This is a genomic window from Campylobacter showae (genome assembly GCF_900573985.1).
In the GTDB taxonomy this organism is placed as follows: domain Bacteria; phylum Campylobacterota; class Campylobacteria; order Campylobacterales; family Campylobacteraceae; genus Campylobacter_A; species Campylobacter_A showae_E.
Genome location: NZ_UWOK01000001.1, coordinates 1,585,648 through 1,607,903, shown reverse-complemented (window position 1 = coordinate 1,607,903; position 22,256 = coordinate 1,585,648). Strand labels below are relative to the sequence as shown.

Genomic DNA, 22,256 nt, shown 5'->3' with positions numbered 1-22,256 from the left:
AAAAATTTAGCGAGCAACTCACTCGCCGAATACCTTTAGTTCGTCGCATACCTTGGCGAATTTCTCCTGCGCGCTTTGCAGTCCTTCACGGTTGGCTTCGACTACGGCTTGCGGAGCGGAGGCTACGAATTTCTCGTTATTTAGCATACTTGAGAGCTTTGCTATCTCTTTTTCTAGTTTAGTTTTTTGCGACCGCAGTCGCATGATCACCGCGCTCATATCCACGCCTTCAAGCGGCACGAACGCCTCTAAATTTTCGCTCACGTCGCGCGCGGCGTTTTCGATTTTATCGTCGCAAAACTCGATCTGTTCGCACTTAGCTAGCAGCGAGATGTAGTTTGTCGCCTCGGTCAAATTTTCGTTTCCGTTTAGCTTGATGAAAGCTTTTGGGATTTTTGAGTTGCCTTGCTCGATGGTCGCCTTTGCGCGGCGGATAGCTACTATCGCCTCGATCACTAGCTCAAAGGTCTTTTCTATCTGTAAATCGCGCTCTTTAGCCTGCGGATACGCCTCTATCATGATTGAGCTTGCGTTTTCTAAATTTGAGCCGCTAAGTTCGTGGAAAAGGTACTCGGAGATGAACGGCATAAACGGGCTAAGTAGCCTCATAGCCTCTTTAAATATCGCTCCAAGCTCTTTTACGCTGCCCTTATCGGCTTTGCTAAGCTCGATGCCCCAGTCGCAAAACTCGTCCCATAAAAATTTATAAATCGCGTTTGCCGCGTCATTAAAGCGGTAGGCGTCTATGTTTTCTCGCACCTCGCGCACGCACTTGTTAAAGCGGCTTAGCATGTATTTGCCAAGCTTCGTTTCGATTTTGGCGTCGCTTAAATTTGCAAATTTAGACTCGTTTAGCAGCAGATATTTGCTCGCGTTGTAAAGCTTGTTCGTAAAATTTCGCACGAGCTTCATCTTTTCGTCGCTTAGCTTGATGTCGCGTCCCTGTACGGCTAGCAGCGCAAGCGTAAAGCGTAGGACGTCGGCGCTGTATTCATCGATGCTAACGAGCGGATCGATGACGTTGCCTAGACTCTTGCTCATTTTTCTGCCTTGCTCGTCTTTAACCAGAGCGTGCAGATAAATATCGTCAAACGGCAGCTTGCCTAGCGCGTTTTCGCCCTGAAACATCATCCTAGCCACCCAGAAAAACAAAATATCAAATCCGGTAATTAGCAGGTTGTTTGGGTAAAATTCGGCCAAATCGCCGTCAAACCATTTCTCGTTTTTTAGCTCCTCGCCGTTGCCCCAGCCAAGCGTGCTAAACGGCCAAAGCCCCGAGCTAAACCAGGTATCTAGGACGTCTGGGTCTTGATGGAAATTTGCGCTTTTGCATTTTGGACACTGCGTCGGATCGCCTTCGTCTGCCCACTCGTGTCCGCACGCGTCACAGTAAAATACCGGGATCTGATGCCCCCACCATAGCTGGCGCGAGATACACCAGTCGCGAAGCTCGCGCATCCAGGCGTTAAAGCTGTTTATCCAGTGAGCCGGGTAAAATTTGGCTAATCCTTCGCCGACCTTTGCGATCGCGTCGTCTGCGATCTGTTTTTTGACGAACCACTGCTTTGAGATGTATGGCTCGACGACGTTTTTGCAGCGGTAGCAGTAGCCGACTTGATTTTCGTAGTCTTCGATCTTTTCGACGTTTCCTAGCTTTTCTAGTTCTGCTACGATTACGTCTCTGGCCTCTAGTCGCTCAAGTCCCTTAAACTGCGCGCACTGCTCGTTTAGGATGCCTTTTTCGTCAAAAACGGTGATAAACTCTAGATCATGCCTTTTGCCGACTTCGTAGTCGTTAGTGTCGTGCGCGGGAGTGACTTTAACAAGACCTGTTCCAAACTCCATATCGACGTGCTCGTCGGCGATGATCTTTATCTCGCGACCGATTATCGGCAGGATGACTTTTTTACCGATCAAATTTTTATAACGTTCGTCGCTTGGGTTTACCATTACCGCGGTATCGCCGAAGTAGGTCTCCGGCCTTGTCGTTGCCACAACGATAAATTTATCTTGTTCTCCCGCAAGGTAGTATCTCAAATGATAAAGCTTGCCTTTGTTTTCTTTATGCTCGACCTCGATGTCAGAAAGAGCACCATCGTGCGTACACCAGTTTATCATGTAGTTTTCGCGCACAATTAAGCCTTTTTCGTAGAGATTTACGAATGCCTTTTTGACCGCTATTCTTAGTCCCTCATCCATCGTAAATCTTTGGCGCGACCATGCAGGAGAAACGCCTAGTTTACGCATCTGGTGAACGATCATACCGCCGCTTTTTTCTTTCCACTCCCAGACTTTTTCTACGAATTTTTCGCGTCCGAGCTCCTCTTTTTTGATGCCTTGGGCTAGGAGCTGCTTTTCAACGACGTTTTGCGTGGCGATACCGGCGTGATCAAGGCCCGGCTGCCACAGCGTTTTGTGGCCGTCCATTCTTTTGTAGCGCGTCATTATGTCTTGCAGGGTAAAGGTTAGCGCGTGCCCGATGTGAAGCGAGCCAGTTACGTTTGGAGGCGGCATCATGATGCAAAATTTACGTCCGTCTTTGCGGATGTTTTTGTTTGCGTCTATCTCGAAATATCCGCGTTCTTCCCAAATTTTATAAAATTTATCTTCTACTTCTTTTGCGTCGTAAAATTCCGCCATATTTTATCCTTAATAATTGTTTAAAAAATGTCGGATTTTACTACAAATTTGCTAATAGTATGTTTAAAATAGGTTGTTTTTAAGAATAGGCAAAGAAAGCGAAGCGGCTAAAAAACCGCTTCGCAAAGGATCATTTGACGATAAATTCGTGCTGAGCTAGATCGTAGTCGCTCATACTCTCGTCGTACATGTTTTCCGTGATGACCGCAGGTAGCATGCACTTGCCGCTCATAACGACTCGAAGAGGCGTATAAAGCACGTGCGCATCCTTGCTGGCACTCAAACTATAAAAGCTCAAAACTCTGTCGTCCTCGATGTTTTGATGCTCGAGAGTTAAAGAGTTTTTCGTAGCTTCAGTTCTTACGTTTGGTACGATATTTTCGTTTACTACCTCAAGGCAAGGGCTGATCGTTTCGTTTATCACGCCGTTTCTGATAAACTCATTCGTTTTTAGCGATAGCTTAGAGTAGATGATATCGTTTACCTTTAGTGCGTTGATATCGATCTCTTTGCCGTCTTTGCCGACGAAGGTTCTATAGATATCAAGCCCTTTCTTGTCAAATTTGTGATTTACGTCTAGCTTTTTGTAGCCTGACGCGCTAACGCCTAGATACACGGCTGCGCCGTTTTCAGGTACGATAGTAATCTCAGGCTTTTTAGGAGCGATGTTGATAGCTCCGCGACCGTCGAAATTTAGATCGTGTCCGTCGGCGATTAGCTTAAATTTGTTCTCGCTTGAGACGTCTTTGATATATGCTCTTAGCGCTCTTAGCGTAAATGCGCGCTCCTGTGTCGAATGCAGCTTATCTATGCGAGCGATCAGGTAGTCTGCTAGCTCGTCGCTAAATGCGTTTTTTTCAAAGTGATTGGCGTGCAAAAGTAACATAAAGGCCTTGTTTCTGATCTCTGAGCCAAAGTTATCTGCTAGCTCTTTTTCGCGGTCAAAGGTCGATTTATTTAGTCCTTTTAGCACTTTTTCGCTCTCTTTATTTAGTCCCTCGTTTTTGAGGATCGCTGCCATCAAGTATCCGTCAAGTGCGCTATTTTGGTATCTCTTTTGATCGTATAGAGTGTTTAGCTTTGATCTATCGAGTTTCTTTTGCGTGCTTAGGACGTAGGCTGCGTAAAGGGCTTGTAAGTTATCGTTGCTGCCAAACGCTTTTAGCCAGTCGATCGCTTTACTTTTTACGTGGCTATCTAGCGCAAAGCCTGATTTTTCAAGTGTAAATAGCATATCGATAGCGTAGATCGAAGCAAAGTTGTTCGTGTAGCCTAACTGATGCCAGTAGCCGATACTACCGTCTGTTTTTTGCATGTTGATTACGTCTTGCAAGCCTGCTTCGACGAATCTTTTTCTATCGGCTTCTTTTGCCTTGGCTTCTTTAGAATCGTCTCCGCCAAGCACTAGGAAATTTAGCTCAAAAAGCTTACTTGAGCGTTGCTCGGAGCATCCGTAAGGGTAGTTTACGAGTTTGTCACTATTTGCGCTTAGTACGCCTTTGATAGAGCTTGATGCGTCGATCCTGATGCGTTTAAACTCCTCGTCAAGCTTAAATGTTTTCTCCACGGTAGCCTGGAAATTTTTAGCGTAGGTGCTAAGCGGATAGGCGTGGATGACGTCAAGCTTTTGCGAGTATGTATAGCCGTTTTTACCGTCGTTTGCGGTGAAATTTATATAGGATTTACCCGTAGCGTTAGCATCGATGACGAAATTTAATTTCGCATTTTCGTTAGGTTTTAGCTCGATGCTGTCAACTGCTAGCTGTGCGTTTAGGTTTGTATCTATGCTTAGAGCAACGGTTTTTGGCTCTTTAGTGGTGTTGATCACTCTTAGCGTGTAGTTTACCTGATCGCCTTGGATCAAATACGCCGTTTGCGTCGGTTTTAGGATGATGTCGTCTTTTACCTTGACGGCATTTACGCTAAAGCCAAGCTTATCGCCGATGACGCTAAGTACTGCCAAATTTATCTCTGAGTTAAAGTCGCTAGGTACCTCTACGTCAAAGTTCGCTACGCCGTCCGCGCCCGCTTTTGCGGTTTGCATTTTGATGTAGGTTTTGACGTTTTTCTTATCGACCGGGCTGGCAAATTTAGCCATTCTCATCTCCATGAGAGCAGCTGCCGCGTCGCCGCCGAAGCTTAGTACTTTACCGTCTTTTTTAAATCCGCTCAAATTTGCGTAGATGTCATAATCAAGCACGCCGTCGTTTAAAATTTTGTCAAAAAAGTCAAGCGGGCTCTTTAGCTTTTGATTTGTTACTTGTAGCACGCCTTCATCAACTGCAAATAGCGTAACCTCCGCATTTGGCTCAGTTTTTACGGTAGTTTTAAATTTGGAGTTTGACTTGACGACTTTTGGCGCTTCGATGCTGACGTTTGTCGCTCGGTATGATTTATCCGCTTTTGCATAGACTTTATCGTAGGTTCTAAACGGCAAGACGTCGTTATCGGCTACGCGCATGATGGATGCCGTGACGTAAAGTCCCTCAAAGTCGAAATCAAGGTCAAATTTAGCGTTTGCGACGTTGTTTTGGATATTTACGACTTTATACTTTTTGACGTTTTCTGACTCGACCGTGATGATGCCGATGCCGCTTTTTAGCACAGAGCTAACGTCTACGTTTAGCGAGTCGCCTTTTTTATAGACTTTTTGGTTTAGCTTGATTTTGGCTTTAGCTAGCTCTTTTGTCGGTTGCAACGTGCCGCCGTAATCCCAGCCGCTAACATATATATCTAAATTTGCCGAGTGACCGCTTAGGATATCGGAAACCACGACTATAAAGTCGCCGCTTTGACTAAAATCATAAACGAATTCGTTACCGCTAAGAGTATCGCTAAAGACCTTTTCGTAGCGTTTGTTCCATTTTAGATAGCCTTCTTTGTCGTAGTTGTATTCCCAGATCGCTTTTTTGATCTCGACGGCTTTTTGTCTATCTTTTAGCTCCTCGTCTTTAAGCGGGTCGACGCTGACGAAATTTAGCGTTAGTTTGGAGTTTGCGTCGATATAGGTGTCGTTTGCTCTGACGCCGACCATCACGTCAAAAGGATATACGCTAAAGTCGTTGCTAGCGCTCACGTTTTTGCCGTCGTCGTTAATGGTAAATACCGCGGTGCCTTTTAAAATACTTGCGATTTTGCCTTTATTTTGTAGCTTAAACGCAGTCGCGCCTTTGCCTTCGTTGTCTAGAGTGACTGGTTTAGTAAACTGATCTAGACCGTTTGCCGCGTATTCGCCGTTGCTAAATTTATACTCTTTAAATTTATCGTTTTTGTAATCTTGTTGATATAAATTTAACGCCACGTCGCCTTCTAAATTAGCTGCCGCTCCGCCAAAAAGGTAGTTGCTTTGTAGTTTTACGTCTATTAGATCGTCTAGAGCGTAAATTTGCTTATCTAGCTTAACTTCGTTTTTGATGCGTTGCGGAGTGAAAGACTCGACTGAAAAGTCGTAGCTATCGATGATTTTATTTGCAAAGATCACTTCAAATTTAAAAGTTCCGGTTAGTCCTGAGTTTACCGGCTCGTCGAAATTTATCACGCCAAGCTCGGTGGTGTTTACGCCTTTATTTAGGATCACTTTGTTTTGCGGATCTCTGATTTTTAGCTTAACGGGCATGTTTGAGAGGCTCTTAAACAGCGCGTTTTTGATGATGATCTCGCCTTTTATGTTTTCCTGCGGGCGGATGATGTTGCTAGCAAAGTGCAAATACGCGCTATACGTTTCGCTTCTATCTTTGGCGTCTAAATTTGACTCCTCGTTTAGGCGTTTGTTTTGCGATAGCGCGATGAAGCTTTGCTCTTTACCTAGCGTTAAAACTGCGCTTGAGACGTCTTTGCCGATGTCTTTTTTATTAAATTTAAACACGCCTTCGTCGTTTGTGATGCCGCTTGCGATGAGATTGTTTTTAGTGGAGTAAATTTTGACGTCTGCGTTTGCGACCACTTCGTTTTTACTCAAGCGGTTGGCAAATAAAAATACCTCGTCTTTTGAAACCTTCATGCTTAGGCCGATATCGGTTAGATAGACCGCTTTTTGTACGCTTTTGTCTTTGTCGTAGTAGACCGTGACTAGATAAACTCCATCTCCGCCCTCGGCAAAGTCAAGCTTGATCTTGCTTTTTTGCATTTCGTTTTGAGCGCCGCCGATCTCGTAGTTTTTGCTAGCTACTTCCTCGGCGTAGTTATCTAAAGGAGTCTCGGTGAAATTTAAAAAGTATCTTAAATTTTGCTCTTTTAGCTTTTCGACGACGACTTTAGCGGTGTTTGTGTTTACGCTTTTTATGCCGATCTCGCCCAGGTTAGACATATACGTGCCGCTATCGGTAAACTCCAAAAACGGCTTTAGATCGCCAAAAGCGACGTTAAATGAGGAGTTTTCTCGTAGCATTGAGTAGTCGTCGCCAAAGCCCTTATAAAAGGTGACTTTGTATGTTGTCTGCGGTTTGAAGTCTTTACTGGTAATGTCGATATAATAGTAGTAATACTCGCCGTCTGGGTCTTGGTGGCTAGTGTACTCCATTTCGCCAACTTCAAAGCTATTTACGCCATCGACCTTGATAAATTTTTTAATATTATCAGAATCTATCCAATCTTTAAGATAGAGTCTAGCCGCTAGTTTGCCGTTATCTAGGCTAATGCCTTCGACTTCGTTTAAAAACATAGTCTTGGCTTTTGGCTTATCGACGAAATTTTCATCGGGATTTGAAACTTTTTGCACGACTTCAAAATCGTCGGCCAAATTTACGCCCGAAGCGTTTTTGAGATTTTTTGAGATCGCAAATACCAAATTATCTCCGCTTTCAAGTAACTTTATCTGAAAACTTTTAGGCGTTTTGGCTACGATTTTATATTTGATGTTTTGCTTGGCCAAATTTTGCTTGTCGTAAATTTTAAAATTCGCGGCAAACTCATCCTCGCTAACATTATCGTTAAATACCGCTAAAAAGGTATCTCCAGAGTACTCTATCATGTTTGATAGTACGAAGTCTCCGCCGTAAAATTTAACCTTACTATCGCCTTTTTTGCACGAGTAGCTTATGCCTTTTGCAAGAGGCTTTTTAGGGTAAAAGAAAATCTGGCTTGATCCGTACTCAAAGGCTCCCGTTATCTCGGGCGCGCACTCGATTATTTTTTTGTGCGTGACCTTGCCGATGAGAGACTGTTCGTTTTGGGCATACTTGACGCCAATGCTTACTGAGCCATCGTCTAACGCCTTGCTTGAACCGTCAAGCGTAAAGGCGCTTAAATTTGCCGCCAAAATGCAGCTTAGGCTTAAGCCGATCAACCTGAAACGCATTAAAACCTCCTTATTTCGATATTGATTTCGCTTAAATTAGAATTTTCGTCCAGACACCCGAGCTTATGTTTGCCTTGCGTTAAATTTAATGTATTTTCGCTCGCGTTGTTTACTTTTTCCCACTCGTTTTCATCTATCTTGATATATATCTCATCTCCGATATACGCGTAACATTTTAGCATAACTTTAGTTAAATTTTCATCGCTTAGCAGAATTTGATTATTTGACGGCGTTGCAACGAGAGGTTTATAGCTTTTAAATTTATAGTAACAAGGACTTTCTTTGATATCTTCTTGAGTAATCGCGCCGTTTTTTAGTAAAAATCCTACTTCGTCGCCCCTGATACTCTCGCAGATATCCTTTGGCGCAACGCCCTCTATCAGCCAGTCGTCCTCCTCGTCTCTACACTCTTTAAATTTAAATGCGTCAAGGCAGGTTTTCTTGCTCTCTATGCCGCTTGGCGCGTTCATGAAAGATAATTTTTGCTTTTGAGCAAGCAGTTTAAAGACGTCAAAAACCGTGCGAGACGCGTCGCTAAATCCGCTTAAATTTTGCGTCTTTTTGCCGTTAAAGTTACCAAACCAAACCGCGACCGTGTAGTCGTTATTTACGCCGATCGTATAGATATCGCGCGAGCCGTAGCTGGTGCCGGTTTTAAAGGCGATTTGAGGCGTGTCTTTTGCGTATTGCCACGCAACGCCCAGGTAGCTTCTTGACGCGCTTGAGAGCATTTTTGAGGTTAGATACGCGCTTTGCGGGCTGATTAGCCGTCCGTAGCCTAGTAGCGTCTTGCCCGCGACTTCAAGAGGTTTTAGCTCGCCGCCGTTTGCGTAGATAGTGTAGAGGTGGGCTAAGCTTAGCAGGCTCATTTCCGCACTTCCAAGTGCGATACTGTCGGCGTAAAATTCCTTTGAATTGCTCACCAAATGCACGCGAGAAAGCAGCTCGTAAAGAGAGTTTTCGCCTAATTTGTTGTTTAGGCTAACGGCCGGGATATTTAGGCTAAGCGCTAGCGCCTCGGTCGCTGAGATGATGCCAAAAAACCTGCTGTCGTAGTTTTTGGGTGCGTACTCTCCGAGGAAAATTTCTGTATCTATCATCTGGCTTTTTGGCGTGATGAAACCCTCGTCAAGTCCTAGCGAAAATATAAACGGCTTTAGCGTCGAGCCCACGTTTCTACTCATCGTTACGCCATCGTTTTGCCCCTGCGGAGCGTGCCAGTCGTGCGAGCCCACGTATGCCGCTACGCTCATATTTTTGTTATCGATGATTATCCCCGCGGCGTTGTAGGCGTCTTTTGATTTTAGCGAGGTTGCCGTATTTTTTAGCGCGTTTTCGAGTAAAATTTGCAAATTTAGATCTAAATTCGAGTGCGTAACGCCGTTTTTTAGAGCTTGCGTGGCGTAGTGTCTGGCCTTATAAACGGCGTCGTAGCGTTTGTTTTTAAAAGGCTCTCTTTGCGCTCTTTGGAATGCGCTTTGATCTATCACGCCTGCTTTATAAAGCAGCTTTGCGACGCGGTTTTTTAGCGCGTTGATGTTTGATTTTTTATCTAGGCGGTTGGCGTTTGGATTTTTTGGGATCGTGCTTAAAAGCGCGCACTCGGCGATACTAAGCTCGCTTAAATCTTTACCAAAATAAAACCTCGCCGCAGCCGCCGCGCCCTCGATATTTCCGCCGTATGGAGCGAGATTAAAATAAAAATTTAAAATCTCGTCCTTGCTATAGTGCCACTCCAGCTGAAGCGCGGTAAAGATCTCTTTAAATTTATTCGCGTAGGTACGCTCCTCTCGCTTCATCATGCGCGCGACTTGCATCGTGATAGTGGAGGCGCCGATACGGTTTTTGTGCGTGAGGTTGTGCGCGGTCGCGCGAATCATGGCAAAGGGATTTACGCCGATGTGGTAGTAGAAAAATTTATCCTCAAACAAAAGAACGCTATCTTTTAGCGTCTGCGGTATGTTTTTAGCCTCAAATCTCCAAATTTCGTCGCTGCTAGGCCGAAGGGCGACGATACGGCCGTTTTTATCAAAAAGTATGAACGAATTTTCCCGCTTTAGCGCTTTCGTGTCAAGCGGATAGGCAAAGTCGAGCACCAAAAAAGCTACAAAGCAAAGCAGGGCAAAGGCGGCGGAAAATTTGATAAATTTAGCTAAAACTCTTTTCATTTCGCGATTATATCGAATTTGCGCGTAAAATCTCGAAAGATTAAATTTATGATAATTGATATATAATTTCAAATACTAATCTAAGCAAAGGAGATAAAGGCATGGAATATAGAATAGAAAAAGACACGATGGGCGAGGTAAAGGTTCCAAATGAGAAATATTGGGGTGCGCAGACGCAGCGCAGCCATGAAAATTTCGAGATCGGAGTGGGGCTGGAGACGATGCCAAGGGAGGTCATAGAGGGCTTTGCCTATCTAAAAAAGGCGTGCGCGCTGGTTAATCGCAAGCTAGGCCGCCTAGACGAGCCTCGCACCGAGGCGATAGCGCAGGCGTGCGATGAAATTTTAAACGGCAAACTGGACGGAAATTTCCCTCTAGTCGTGTGGCAGACGGGCTCGGGTACGCAGTCGAATATGAATCTAAACGAGGTCGTTTCAAACCGCGCAATGGAGATTTTGGGGCTAAATTTCCGCGATAAGGCGGCGCTGGACGCGAGAGACGCGAAATTCGTGCATCCAAACGATCACGTAAATAAAGGCCAGAGCTCAAACGACACCTATCCTACAGCGATGCGAATAGCCTTTGTGCTCGAGCTTCAAAAAAAGCTACTGCCCGCGATCGAAAAACTTGAAGCGACGCTGGATAAAAAGACCGCCGAGTTTGCGGGGATCGTAAAGATCGGCCGCACTCACCTGCAAGACGCTACGCCGCTCACGCTCGGGCAGGAATTTAGCGGCTACGCGCATATGCTAAAGGCGAGCAAGGCGCAGATCCTAGCTACCGTGCCGTTTTTAGAGGAGCTTGCTATCGGCGGTACCGCGGTGGGCACGGGGCTAAACTCGCACCCGAAATTTAGCGAGATGGTAAGCGACGAGCTAAATGCGCTAACGGGCACGGCGTTTAAATTTAAATCCCATCCGAATAAATTTCACGGCCTAACCAGCCACGACGCCGAGGTATTTTTAAGCGGCGCGCTAAACGGCCTGGCGGCAAATTTGATGAAGATCGCAAACGACGTGCGCTGGCTGGCAAGCGGGCCAAGATGCGGTATCGGCGAGATAAACATCCCCGAAAACGAGCCTGGAAGCTCGATAATGCCGGGCAAGGTAAATCCGACGCAGTGCGAAGCCGTCACGATGGTAGCCGCACAGGTGATGGGCAACCACGTCGCGATCTCCGTCGCCGCAAGCCAAGGAAACTTCGAGCTAAACGTCTTTAAGCCGGTGCTTACGTACAACCTCATCCAAAGCATCCGCCTGCTAAGCGACGCTATGAATAGCTTCGATAAACACTGCGCTTGCGGTATCGCGGCAAACGCCGCGAAAATCGACAAACTGCTGCATGAGAGTCTAATGCTCGTAACCGCGCTAAATCCGCACATCGGCTACGCAAATGCCGCCAAGATCGCCAAAACCGCGCATCATAACGGCACGACGCTACGCGAAGAAGCGATAAAATCAGGCATACTAACCGCCGAGGAATTTGACGCGTGGGTAGTGCCTGAGGATATGATCGCGCCGAAGGAGTAAATTTGGCGCTTTGCTTTTGAGCTCGGCGGGATTTGGGCGATTTTGCCGAGCCTTCTTTAAAATCCATAAATTTGAGAGCGAAATTTACGGTTGCGCCTTAAATTTTACTCAAATTTGCCGATATACTTTTAAATTTAAAGGTGCGGCGATGGATGTAAAACTAAACATAAATTTAAACTCAAATTTGATGAGCGTCGGCAAAAGCTCTGCAGCGACTAGCGCAGTAAATTTAAACGCGGGCGCGCTAAATTTAAAAAGCGGCGATAGGGGCGATATTTTTAGCGATGCGTCAAATTCTCTCAGCGACGCAAACGAGGGCGAAAGCAGCGCAGATATCCTAAAAAAACAGCTAGAAAAACTACAAAAACGGCTAAAAGAGCTTGAAGCCGCGATAAAGCGAGTAAAAGCGAGCAAAAATCCATACGCAAAGGATATGGCGGCATCGCTTGAAACGCAAAAGGGAGCGGTGTTTGCGCAGATAATGCAAATAAGCGCGCGAATTTTAGAAATGCAAGGCGGCCAGAGTAAAATTTGACGCCGTAAATTTGCATTTCAAATTTTAAAGCCTTGAAACCAATTAAGAAATAGGGCGATTTTGGTTTTAAAATATCAAAATGTAAAAATACTTTATTAAATTTATCTTTTTATACTTTAATTATTTTTAGAGTTTTCTTTGCAAAAATATCACTAAAATAACAATATACTTAATTATTAAAACTAGTTCTTTTGCTAAATATAGAATTTTAAATTTTAGTTGTAATATTTCAATATTTAAAGCTATTTGATAATAATTAAAGACAAATTTACTCTTTTATCAAACATGCCAAAATGCAAATTTCACTCCAAGGAGAGAGAACATGAGAGATGATGTCCTAGTTAGGATAAACGAGAGGCTTAACGTGCTTGCCGCGCTTCCAACCCTAAAAAACGGATCGATCGGCGAAGCTTTAAAGAAAAGCGGATTTAGCAGGCGCGACTTTATGAAATGGGCGGGCGCGATGACGGCGTTTATGGCGCTGCCTGCGTCGATGGCGCCAACCGTGGCTAGAGCCGCCGAGCTTAGCGATAGATTGCCCGTGATCTGGCTACATATGGCCGAGTGCACGGGATGCAGCGAGAGTTTGCTTCGCACCGATGCGCCGAGTATAGATAGCTTGATTTTTGACTACATCAGCCTCGAGTATCACGAAACCGTGATGGCTGCGGCAGGCTGGCAAGCTGAGGAAAATCTAGAAAGCGCCATTGAAAAATACAAAGACAGATACATCCTGCTGGTTGAAGGCGGCATACCTACGGGCGAGACGGAGAACTATCTAACTGTCGGTCCTTTAGGCCTTAGCGGACTTCATCACGCAAAGCACGCAAGCGAGAACGCCGCGGCGATATTTGCCATCGGTACCTGTTCGAGCTTTGGCGGAGTGCAAGCTGCAAGGCCTAATCCGTCAAATTCCGTCGGTCTATCAAAAGTAACCTCAAAACCCGTTATAAACGTCCCGGGCTGTCCTCCTAGCGAGAAAAATATCGTGGGCAACGTCCTTCACTACATACTTTTCGGTACTTTGCCCGCACTTGACGTATTTAACCGTCCAAAATGGGCTTACGGACTTAGGATTCACGATCTTTGCGAGCGAAGAGGGCATTTTGACGCGGGCGAGTTCGTGCAGACCTTTGGCGACGAGGGCGCAAAAAACGGCTACTGCCTCTATAAAGTCGGCTGCAAAGGCCCATATACGTTTAATAACTGCTCGCGCGAGAGATTTAATCAGCACACTAGCTGGCCGGTGCAAGCAGGCCACGGATGCATAGGTTGCTCGGAGCCTGATTTTTGGGATACGATGGGGCCTTTTGAGGAGCCGATGGCAGATAGGCTGTTTAACACGGTTTTGGGTCTAGGCGCCGATAACGTCAGCGATAAAATCGGCATCGGAGTGCTGGCGCTCGCAGGCATCGGTATAGCAGCGCACGCCGCGATAAGCATTTTTGCTAAAGACAAGGAGGAGGCGTAAAAATGAGCGAGCAAAGAATAGTAATAGACCCGATAACAAGAATAGAAGGCCACCTGCGCATAGAGGTCGTCGTAGATGAAAATAACGTAGTTAAAGAGGCCTACTCGGGCTCGACGCTCTGGCGCGGCATAGAGCAGGTCGTAAAGGGGCGAGATCCGAGGGATGCAGGGTTTTTCATGCAGAGGATTTGCGGAGTTTGTACGTTTTCGCACTACCGCGCGGGCATCATGGCCGTCGAGAACGCTCTAGGCATAGTCCCTCCGCTAAATGCGCAGCTAACGCGCACGCTGATGAACAACGCCCTTTATATGCACGATCACGTGGTGCATTTTTATCAGCTTCACGGCCTTGACTGGGCGGACGTGGTTTCGGCTCTAAGCGCGGACGTACGCAAGGCTAGCGACGAAGCGTTTAAATACTGCGACACTCCTTACGCGACCGGCGCAGATAAGCTAAAAGAGGTAAAAGAACGCGTCGAAGCCTTCGTAAAAAAAGGAAATTTAGGACCTTTTGCCAACGCCTACTGGGGACATCCGACTTATAAATTTACGCCCGAGCAAAATTTGATCGTGCTATCGCACTATCTAGAGTGCCTAAGGATACAAAGGACGGTAGCGCAGATGATGGCGATATTTGGCTCCAAAAACCCGCACCCCCAAAGCCTCACCGTAGGCGGCGTGACCTGCGTGATGGACTTGCTAGATCCCGCAAGATTAGGCGAATATCTAACCAAATTTCAAGAAACGGCTGATTTTATCAACCGAGCGTATTATCCCGATCTCGTCATGGCCGCTAAAGCCTACGGCAGCGAGCCAAGCGTGCTAAAAGACGTCGGCGTGCCAAATTTATTCGCTTACGACGAGTTTTTAGTCGGCAGAAACGAGTATCTGATCCAAGGCGGCGCTATCTTAAACGGCGACATCAGTAAGGTTTACGAAGTAAATGGCGATAAGATCACTGAGGAAGCCACTCGCGCATGGTATAAAAACCCGGCTCCGCTGCATCCGTACGACGGCGAGACCGAGCCAAACTACACCGGCTTAAAAGATATGAAAACCCTAGACGGTCACGGCAAAGAGGTAGATACTAAAGTCTTTGACGAAAAAGGCAAATATAGCTGGATCAAAGCTCCTCGCTATGAGGGCAAACCTATGCAGGTGGGCCCGATAGCTAGCATCGTGATAAACTACGCCAAAGGTAATGAGCGCGTGGTAAAGATCGTAGATAAATTTTTAAAAGACACGGGACTTCCGCTTGAGGCGGTATTTTCTACGCTAGGCAGAACCGCAACTAGGATGCTAGAGGCTAAACTAGTAGCCGATCACGGACTAACCGCCTTTACTAGCTTAGTAGAAAATCTAAAAACCGATCAAGAAACCTGCGCTAAGTACGTCATAGATAACAGTAAAGAGTATAAAGGAAATTTCCAAGGCAACGCCCCTCGCGGCGCGCTCAGCCACTGGTGCCGCATAAAAGACGGCGTGATAACCAACTGGCAAGCAGTCGTGCCTAGCACATGGAACGCCTCGCCAAAAGACGCCGCAAACGTACGCGGAAGCTACGAGGAGTGCCTCATCGGGCTAAAGATCGCCGATCTAACCAAGCCGCTTGAGATCATCCGCAAGATCCACTCGTACGATCCTTGTATCGCATGCGCCGTGCACGTGATGGATGCGCGCGGCAAGCGGCTAGGCGAATACAAAATCAACCCGAATTTGTGAAAGGAGCGACTATGAGCGAGCATAAATTTGACTGCAAAAGCGAGTATGAATTTTCCATCGGGCTTAGAGCGACGCACTGGATCAGGTTTTTTGCCATCACATTTTTAGTCGTGAGCGGATACTATATATCGTATGTTTTTGTTAGCCCCGAGGTCGCGACCGAGCCGGTGCTGTTTATGAACGCCAAGTTGCGCGCGGCTCATCAGATCGCAGGATTTATCTTGATAGCGTGCTTTATTTTCAAGCTCTACCTATTTATATTTGATAAATACAGCCGTAAAGAGGTCGTTAGTATCGTCGATTTTTTTAATCCCAAAGTCTGGATAGCGCAGATAAAATACTACCTGTTTTTAGGCCCGCACCCGCATCTAAGGGGCGTTTATAACCCGCTTCAGTTTGCGTCGTATTTTTTCTTTTATCTGGTGCTTTTTCTGATCTGCCTAACGGGCCTCGTGCTCTATGTCCACGTCTATCACGAGGGACTTGGCGGGCTACTTTACGAGCCGATGAGGCAGTGCGAGGAGCTCATGGGCGGGCTGGCAAACGTCCGCACGATACACCGCATATGCATGTGGATTATCATGGTTTTTGTCGTAGCGCACGTGTATATGGCAGTATTTAACGCTGTAAAAGGCAAAAACGGAGCTATGGACGCCATCGTAAGCGGCTATAAATTCGTAAAAGACGAGCACTGATGCGCGTTTTGGTGCTAGGTATCGGCAACGTGATGTTTGGCGACGAGGGCGTGGGGGTGCATTTTGTCAAAATGATGGATCGAAACTACAAATTTAGCCCTAAAAACGGGGATAAATTTGACTCGTCAAATTTGAGCGGTAAATTTCGCTCGTCAAATTTGGACGTCGCAAACTCAAATTTAAGTAGCGATCTCGCTCGTAGCGACGGCTCTAAATTTAACGCAGACGGCGCAAATTTGGAGCTAAAATTTATTGACGGCGGTACGCTAGCCATGGCGCTCACGCCCGTTATTGCTTGGGCGGATGCTTTGATAGTTGCCGACTGCATCAGCGCCGAGGGCGGCGAGACGGGGGACGTGTACTTTTTCGGTTACGAGCAGATGCCGCCCGCCGTCTCGTGGAACGGCTCCGCGCACGAGGTCGAGATGCTAGAGACCTTGCGGCTCATGGAGCTTGCGGGCGATTTGCCGCGGACGAAAATTTTAGGTATCGTGCCAAAGCGTATCGAGCCTATGAGCTTTGAGCTCTCCGCGCAGGCGCAAGAGGGGGCAAATTTGATGGAAAAGACGCTTTTAAACGAGCTTTCGCAGCTTGGATTTAACTACGAAAAGATCGCAAATTTTAGCGTCTCCGATATCGCTTTAGAGTTTTCAAAAAAGGGCGCGATATGATTTTAGCTTACGAGTTTGACTGTGCGAGCGAAAATTTTGCATTTTTTCTTAAATTTTACGCGCAAAAAAGCGGGTTAAATTTTAACCTTAAAAAGGAGCATGATTTAACGACGCTTTATACTGAAGGCTCGCAAGAGGAGCTTTTGGCGTTTTCTGATTTGCTCTCTAGCGCGCTGCCTCACAGCATATTTTTGCGCGGCTCAAAGGTCTACGCGAGCGAAAATTCACCAGGCGTTAAAACGAGCGAACCGCAAAATACACTCTCAAACATCACGCCAAGCGTCGTTAGCGCCTATCTTAAAGGCGAGCTAAAAGAGTGCGAAAATGGCGTTTTTAGCGACGTTTGCGTTTTTATAGACGGTAAATTTACTCCCGTGACGAAGGCAAATTTTAACGAGCTTTTAGATTTTGCTTTTAAAAATTTATGCGCGGGCACGGGCTTAAAATTTAAAGATTTTAGCGGCGAATTTGAAGCTTCAAATTTCACCGAACTAAACGCAAATTTTAATCTTTTAATGCCGACAAATCTTAAAAATTTACCGAAAATTTTTATCGCAAACGAAGCTGAGCAGGTTGCCCTAGCAAGCTACGAAAAGCCCGCCGTTACGCTAAAAACGACGGCGATTTACCGCGGCAATCACCCAGTCTCGCCAAGGTTCTTTGACGTATGCGCGGCTAGGGATATTTTCATCTACGCGCTTTGCGACAAGCTTTTTAAAGCGGGCGTAAATTTTATCGCTTTTTCGGCGCAAAAGCCGCCGTTTAAGGCCATTGTGCTTGAAAACGGGTACATTTTTTGCGGCTCTAGGATTTATTATTCGTGCTCAAATTTGAGCAAGATAGAGGGCGCTAGGGATAAAAATCTAGCCGCTTTTAATCTCGCAAAAAAAGAATTTGACGCAGACGGCGGGATAGCTAGAATATTTTTAAGCAGGTTTAAAGACGATGAAGTTAAAATTTACCCCAAATTTGATGATTTTAACGTCTTAAATTTCGCCTTGCCCGCGAGCTTTAAGGAGCTTTACGCACAGATAAAGCGCGAGGAGGGCGGCGAGAGATTGCTTCAAAATTACGGCGAAAGCTTTAGATTGCCGCACGGCGAGATAAACGTACAAAACGGCTTTTTCGGGCTATTTTGTATGGCTGGATCGCTGCTTGGATTTGATAGCGATGCGCAAAAAGCGGGAGAGATTTTACTGCAAAACGCGAGCGATTTTAACGGCGCAAAAGGGCCTAGGCTCGATTTTAAAATGCTAAACAAAACGCATTTTGACGTCGTTAAATTTGCCAGGAGCGGCATGAGCTTTAGGCTCGCTGGCGTCGATGATAGGCTGCTTAGCTACGGATACGCCGAGTCGCTGGCTTATTTTTTGAGCGATTTTTCATACTCGCTAAAGCAGGATTTTGGCGTGCAAAACGCGCTGCTTTGCGGCTCGCTTTTTGAGAACAAAACGCTTGCAAATTTGACGTTAAAGCATCTAAAAACGGGTTTAAATGCCAAATTTAGCAAAGAGTTTTTGATTGAAGAGATGTTTTAAATATGAAATTTCAGGCCTGGTTCAAGGTGTGGGTTTTCGCCCTTTTGTTTATAATTTAGCCCTTAAATTCGGCCTTGCGGGCGAAATTTACAACGACGACGAGGGCGTAAAACTAACGCTTTGCGGATGCGATGAACAGATAGAAAAATTTGAAAAAGCGCTACATGAGGAGCTGCCAAGCCTCGCTCGTATCGACGAGATGCAAAAAACAGAGCTAGAGGGCGCGAAATTTGATGATTTTCAGATAGTCGCCTCAAAATCAGCTAAAAAACACGCGCCTATCTTGCCAGATTTTGCCCTCTGCGCCGACTGCAAGCGCGAGTTTTACGACCCCGCAGACCCGCGCTACCGTTATCCTTTTATAAACTGCACCAACTGCGGCCCGAGATTTTCTATCATCAAGTCCCTGCCTTACGACCGTGCAAACACGACGATGAGCGCGTTTAAGATGTGCGAATTTTGCGAGGGCGAATACAAAAATCCGCTAAATCGCCGCTATCACGCACAGCCCGTTTCATGCCCAAACTGCGGGCCAAGGCTTACTTTAAAAGACAAATTCGGGCGGGTTTTGGCGCAGGATAACGAAAGCGCAAAACAGGCCGCACGTCTCATAAACGAGGGTAAAATTTTAGCCGTAAAAGGACTTGGCGGATTTCATCTGATATGCCGTTTAGAGGAGGACACGGTAGGGCTGCTAAGAGAGCGCAAAAAGCGGCCTAAAAAGCCCTTTGCCGTGATGTGCAAAGACCTTGCGCGCGCTAAAAAATACGCTCAAATTTCGCCAGAGGAGCAGCGCCTTTTAAGCTCGAATTTAAAACCGATCGTCGTTTTACAAAGCTTGCCTGGCGCGCCGGTTCCCTCAAATTTAGCGCCAGGACTAAATAAAATCGGCATATTTTTGCCATACACCGGCGTTCATCTTTTGCTTTTTGAGTACCTAGAGGGCGACGTTATCGCCACCTCGGCCAACGTCTCTGGCGAGCCCATCATCTACGACGAAAACGACCTGCGAGAAAAGCTGGGCGGCGTGATAGATTTTTACCTAGATAACGACCGCGAGATCCACTCACCAAGCGACGATAGTATCGCGTTTGTGGCAGACGGCGAGCCCGTTTTTATCCGCACTAGCCGCGGCGTGCATCCCAAATTTATCCGCACGAAATTTAAGAGCGAAAAGACCGTTTTGGCCGTCGGAGCCGAGCTAAAAAATCAGTTTGCGATCTTTAAGGACGGCGAGCTAATGATAAGCCCGTATATCGGCGATCTAAAAAACGTCGCGACCTATGAGCGGTTTTGCGCGCTAATTAATCTTTTTAGCGAGATTTACGAGCTAAAATTTGACGAGATCGTAGCTGATTTGCACCCGCATTTTTTAAATTTAAAATGGGCGCGCGAATACGCCGCGAATTTTGGCCCAAATATCACGCAGATCCAGCATCATCACGCGCATTTGCTTTCGGTGATTTTAGAAAACGATCTGGACGCAAAGCGCGAGTATTTGGGCTTTTGCTTTGACGGCACGGGATACGGCGCGGACGGGAGCGTCTGGGGCGGAGAGATACTAAAAGTGCGCGGCAAAGAGTACGAGCGAGTTTGCAGATTTGACGAAATTTTGCTGATCGGCGGCGAAGCTAGCGTAAAAAATATCTGGCAGATCGCTTATTCCGCGATTTTAAAATATGATTTAGAGAGCGAGGCGGAGGCGTTTTTGGATAAATTTGACCCAGCCAAGCGAAAAAATCTAAAAATCCTGCACGAAAATCAAATAAACTGCGTCAAAACAAGCTCGCTTGGACGCATATTTGACGCGTTTGCGGCGGTGATCCTCGGGCTTGATAGCATCAGCTATGAGGGCGAGGCGGGAATGAGCTTAGAAGCGCTCTACGACGCAAATTTAGACGCCTGCTACGAGTTTGAGATCAGGAGTGACAAAATTTGCTTTAAAGAAGCCTTTAAAAGAGCTTTAAAAGACGATGCTAAAACGGCTGCGACGGGCTTTATAAAAGGGCTTGCAAAGCTTGTAGCAGACGTAGCTTGCGCGCAGTCAAACGATATCTTGCTCGCAGGCGGAGTTTTTCAAAATAAAGCCCTGCTTGAAAATGTAATTTTAATTCTTAAGCGAAAAGGTAAGAAGTATTACATAAATAAGAACTTTTCGTCAAACGACTCTTCGGTAGCTATCGGTCAAATCGCACTTACATTAATTTAAATTAAAGTTTTCTGATGTATAATATCTAATAATTTCTTTAAGGAGGCGATAGTGGAAAATATCATAAGATTCAGCGTCTCGTTGCCAAAGCAGTTATTAGACGAACTTGACAACAAAATAAGCGCTCAGGGCTATGCTTCGAGAAGCGAGTTCACTCGCGATCTCATTAGGGAAAAAATAGTAAATGATAGTTGGAAGGACGCGGATGATGATCTTATCGGCGTTTTGACGCTCATTTATCTACATCACCAAAACGACCTCGTCGTGAAAATGATGGACATCGAGCACAAGGCGAACCTGCACATCGCCTGCACGACCCACGTCCACGTGGATCACGATAACTGCCTAGAGACTCTGATACTGCGCGGCAAAGCAGGGTCTATCGAGAAATTTTCAGAAAAAATGGGCGGACTAAAAGGGGTTAAATTTGCAAAACTCACCAAGGCTGCCATCCCGCGATCGTAACGCATAAAATGCGGGCAAGTCTGATAAGCTATATCAAATTTGCCCGCAAAAGTCTCTTTTTTATCGCGCATTTAGCCCTTTGATGTTAAAATCGCCGAAGTTTATCGCTATTTTTATCATAAGGCTAAAATTTGAAACATATTTCTTTTAAAAATTTCGTCCAAAACGAGGCGAGCTCGGGTATCTTGCTCATACTTGCCGCGATTTTTGCGATGATATTTCAAAACGGTTTTTTGAGCGGATTTTACAACTCCTTTTTACGCATAAATATGGGCGTGGTTTTCGGCGAATTTAGCCTGCAAAAGCCGCTTATTTTGTGGGTAAACGACGGTCTCATGGCGGTTTTTTTCTTCCTTTTAGGGCTTGAGCTAAAGCGCGAGATAGTCGAGGGCGAGATGCGAAATCCCGCTCAGATCGTGCTACCTATCGTGGGCGCTGTCGGCGGCATCGTCATGCCCGCGCTCGTTTTTTACGCGTTTAACCACGCCGACGCTTTCGCGCTAAAAGGCTGGGCGATCCCGACTGCGACGGACACGGCGTTTGCTCTAGGTATCATAATGATTTTAGGCAAAAGAGTGCCGGCGAGTCTTAAAATTTTTCTCGTGACGCTCTCTATCATCGACGACGTTTGCGCGATTTTGATAATGGCGATATTTTACAGCGGACATCTCTCGGCAGTATCGTTTATGGTTGCCGGAGCGGCTACTTTGGGACTTTTGGCCTTAAATTTAGCAGGCGTAAATAAAAAAGCTTGCTATGTGATTTTGGGCATTATCCTTTGGGTGAGCGTGCTAAAATCAGGCGTGCATGCGACGCTAGCGGGCGTCGTGGCGGCATTTTTCATACCGCTTAAAGCAAAAGATGGTGAGGGCTCGATGCTAAAGCAGATCGAGCACGACCTGCACGGTTATGTCGCCTTTTTCGTGTTACCGGTGTTTGCCTTCGTAAATGCTGGCATCTCGCTAAAAGGTATCGGGCTGGAGCAGATTTTCCACCCCGTGTCGCTAGGCGTCATACTGGGGCTGTTTGCGGGCAAGCAGCTTGGGGTATTTGGATTTTGCTTTCTTGCTATCAAATTTAAGCTCGCAAAGCTACCAAAATACTGCAATCTAGCCCAGTTTTACGGCCTTTGCTTGCTTACTGGCATCGGCTTTACGATGAGTCTTTTTATAAATTCGCTCTCTTATCACGACACCTACGAGTTCGCGTACGCCGATAAGCTCGCGGTACTCATCGCGTCGCTGATCTCGGGCGTGACGGGCTATGCGATGCTCTATTGGGCCGGGCGACACAGGATAATGAAATGCGTGGAGTAAAA

General features: G+C 46.2%; 13 protein-coding genes. 10 read left to right on the top strand and 3 right to left on the bottom strand.

Going from position 1 to position 22,256, the window contains the following annotated elements; all coding sequences use genetic code 11:
* Window positions 1-18 precede the first annotated feature (18 nt).
* The 3 genes from EE116_RS08065 to pbpC form a co-directional block, all read right to left on the bottom strand.
* A complete protein-coding gene (locus EE116_RS08065; RefSeq protein ID WP_122873970.1) occupies window positions 19-2,640 on the bottom strand; it encodes a valine--tRNA ligase in 2,622 nt (873 codons plus the stop codon).
* 130 nt (window positions 2,641-2,770) lie between these two features.
* Window positions 2,771-7,936 (bottom strand): alpha-2-macroglobulin family protein, encoded by a 5,166-nt coding sequence (locus EE116_RS08060; RefSeq protein ID WP_122873969.1) that lies wholly within the window; start codon window positions 7,934-7,936, stop codon window positions 2,771-2,773.
* Complete coding sequence (gene pbpC, locus EE116_RS08055; RefSeq protein WP_122874467.1) at window positions 7,936-10,104, bottom strand: penicillin-binding protein 1C; 2,169 nt, start codon at window positions 10,102-10,104, stop codon at window positions 7,936-7,938. The genes EE116_RS08060 and pbpC overlap by 1 nt, the downstream gene beginning before the upstream one ends.
* A gap of 101 nt (window positions 10,105-10,205) precedes the next feature.
* On the opposite strand from pbpC, the gene fumC reads away from it, so the two are divergent.
* From fumC to nhaA, 10 genes are all read left to right on the top strand, one after another.
* Entirely contained in the window at window positions 10,206-11,633 is a 1,428-nt protein-coding gene (fumC, locus tag EE116_RS08050; protein WP_122873968.1) for a class II fumarate hydratase, read from the top strand.
* A 148-nt stretch (window positions 11,634-11,781) separates the two neighbouring features.
* Window positions 11,782-12,168 carry a hypothetical protein gene (locus EE116_RS08045; protein WP_122874466.1) on the top strand — a complete coding sequence of 129 codons (387 nt, stop codon included), beginning with the start codon at window positions 11,782-11,784 and terminating at the stop codon, window positions 12,166-12,168.
* Window positions 12,169-12,490: 322 nt separating this feature from the next.
* Window positions 12,491-13,639: a hydrogenase small subunit gene (locus EE116_RS08040; protein WP_122873967.1), complete on the top strand. Its 1,149-nt coding sequence runs from the start codon at window positions 12,491-12,493 to the stop codon at window positions 13,637-13,639.
* Window positions 13,640-13,641: 2 nt separating this feature from the next.
* Entirely contained in the window at window positions 13,642-15,360 is a 1,719-nt protein-coding gene (locus EE116_RS08035; RefSeq protein ID WP_122873966.1) for a nickel-dependent hydrogenase large subunit, read from the top strand.
* An 11-nt stretch (window positions 15,361-15,371) separates the two neighbouring features.
* Window positions 15,372-16,055 (top strand): Ni/Fe-hydrogenase, b-type cytochrome subunit, encoded by a 684-nt coding sequence (gene cybH / locus EE116_RS08030; RefSeq protein WP_009494352.1) that lies wholly within the window; start codon window positions 15,372-15,374, stop codon window positions 16,053-16,055.
* Window positions 16,055-16,726 (top strand): HyaD/HybD family hydrogenase maturation endopeptidase, encoded by a 672-nt coding sequence (locus EE116_RS08025; RefSeq protein WP_009494353.1) that lies wholly within the window; start codon window positions 16,055-16,057, stop codon window positions 16,724-16,726. The genes cybH and EE116_RS08025 overlap by 1 nt, the downstream gene beginning before the upstream one ends.
* Window positions 16,723-18,264: a protein hydE gene (locus EE116_RS08020; RefSeq protein WP_122873965.1), complete on the top strand. Its 1,542-nt coding sequence runs from the start codon at window positions 16,723-16,725 to the stop codon at window positions 18,262-18,264. Before EE116_RS08025 ends, EE116_RS08020 begins: the two co-directional genes overlap by 4 nt.
* Window positions 18,248-20,473 carry a carbamoyltransferase HypF gene (gene hypF / locus EE116_RS08015; protein ID WP_122873964.1) on the top strand — a complete coding sequence of 742 codons (2,226 nt, stop codon included), beginning with the start codon at window positions 18,248-18,250 and terminating at the stop codon, window positions 20,471-20,473. The genes EE116_RS08020 and hypF overlap by 17 nt, the downstream gene beginning before the upstream one ends.
* 51 nt (window positions 20,474-20,524) lie before the next feature.
* Window positions 20,525-20,938, top strand: a complete 414-nt coding sequence (gene nikR / locus EE116_RS08010; RefSeq protein WP_122873963.1) for a nickel-responsive transcriptional regulator NikR — start codon at window positions 20,525-20,527, stop codon at window positions 20,936-20,938.
* 131 nt (window positions 20,939-21,069) lie between these two features.
* On the top strand, window positions 21,070-22,254 hold the full coding sequence (gene nhaA, locus EE116_RS08005; protein WP_122873962.1) for a Na+/H+ antiporter NhaA: 1,185 nt from the start codon (window positions 21,070-21,072) through the stop codon (window positions 22,252-22,254).
* Window positions 22,255-22,256 lie beyond the last annotated feature (2 nt).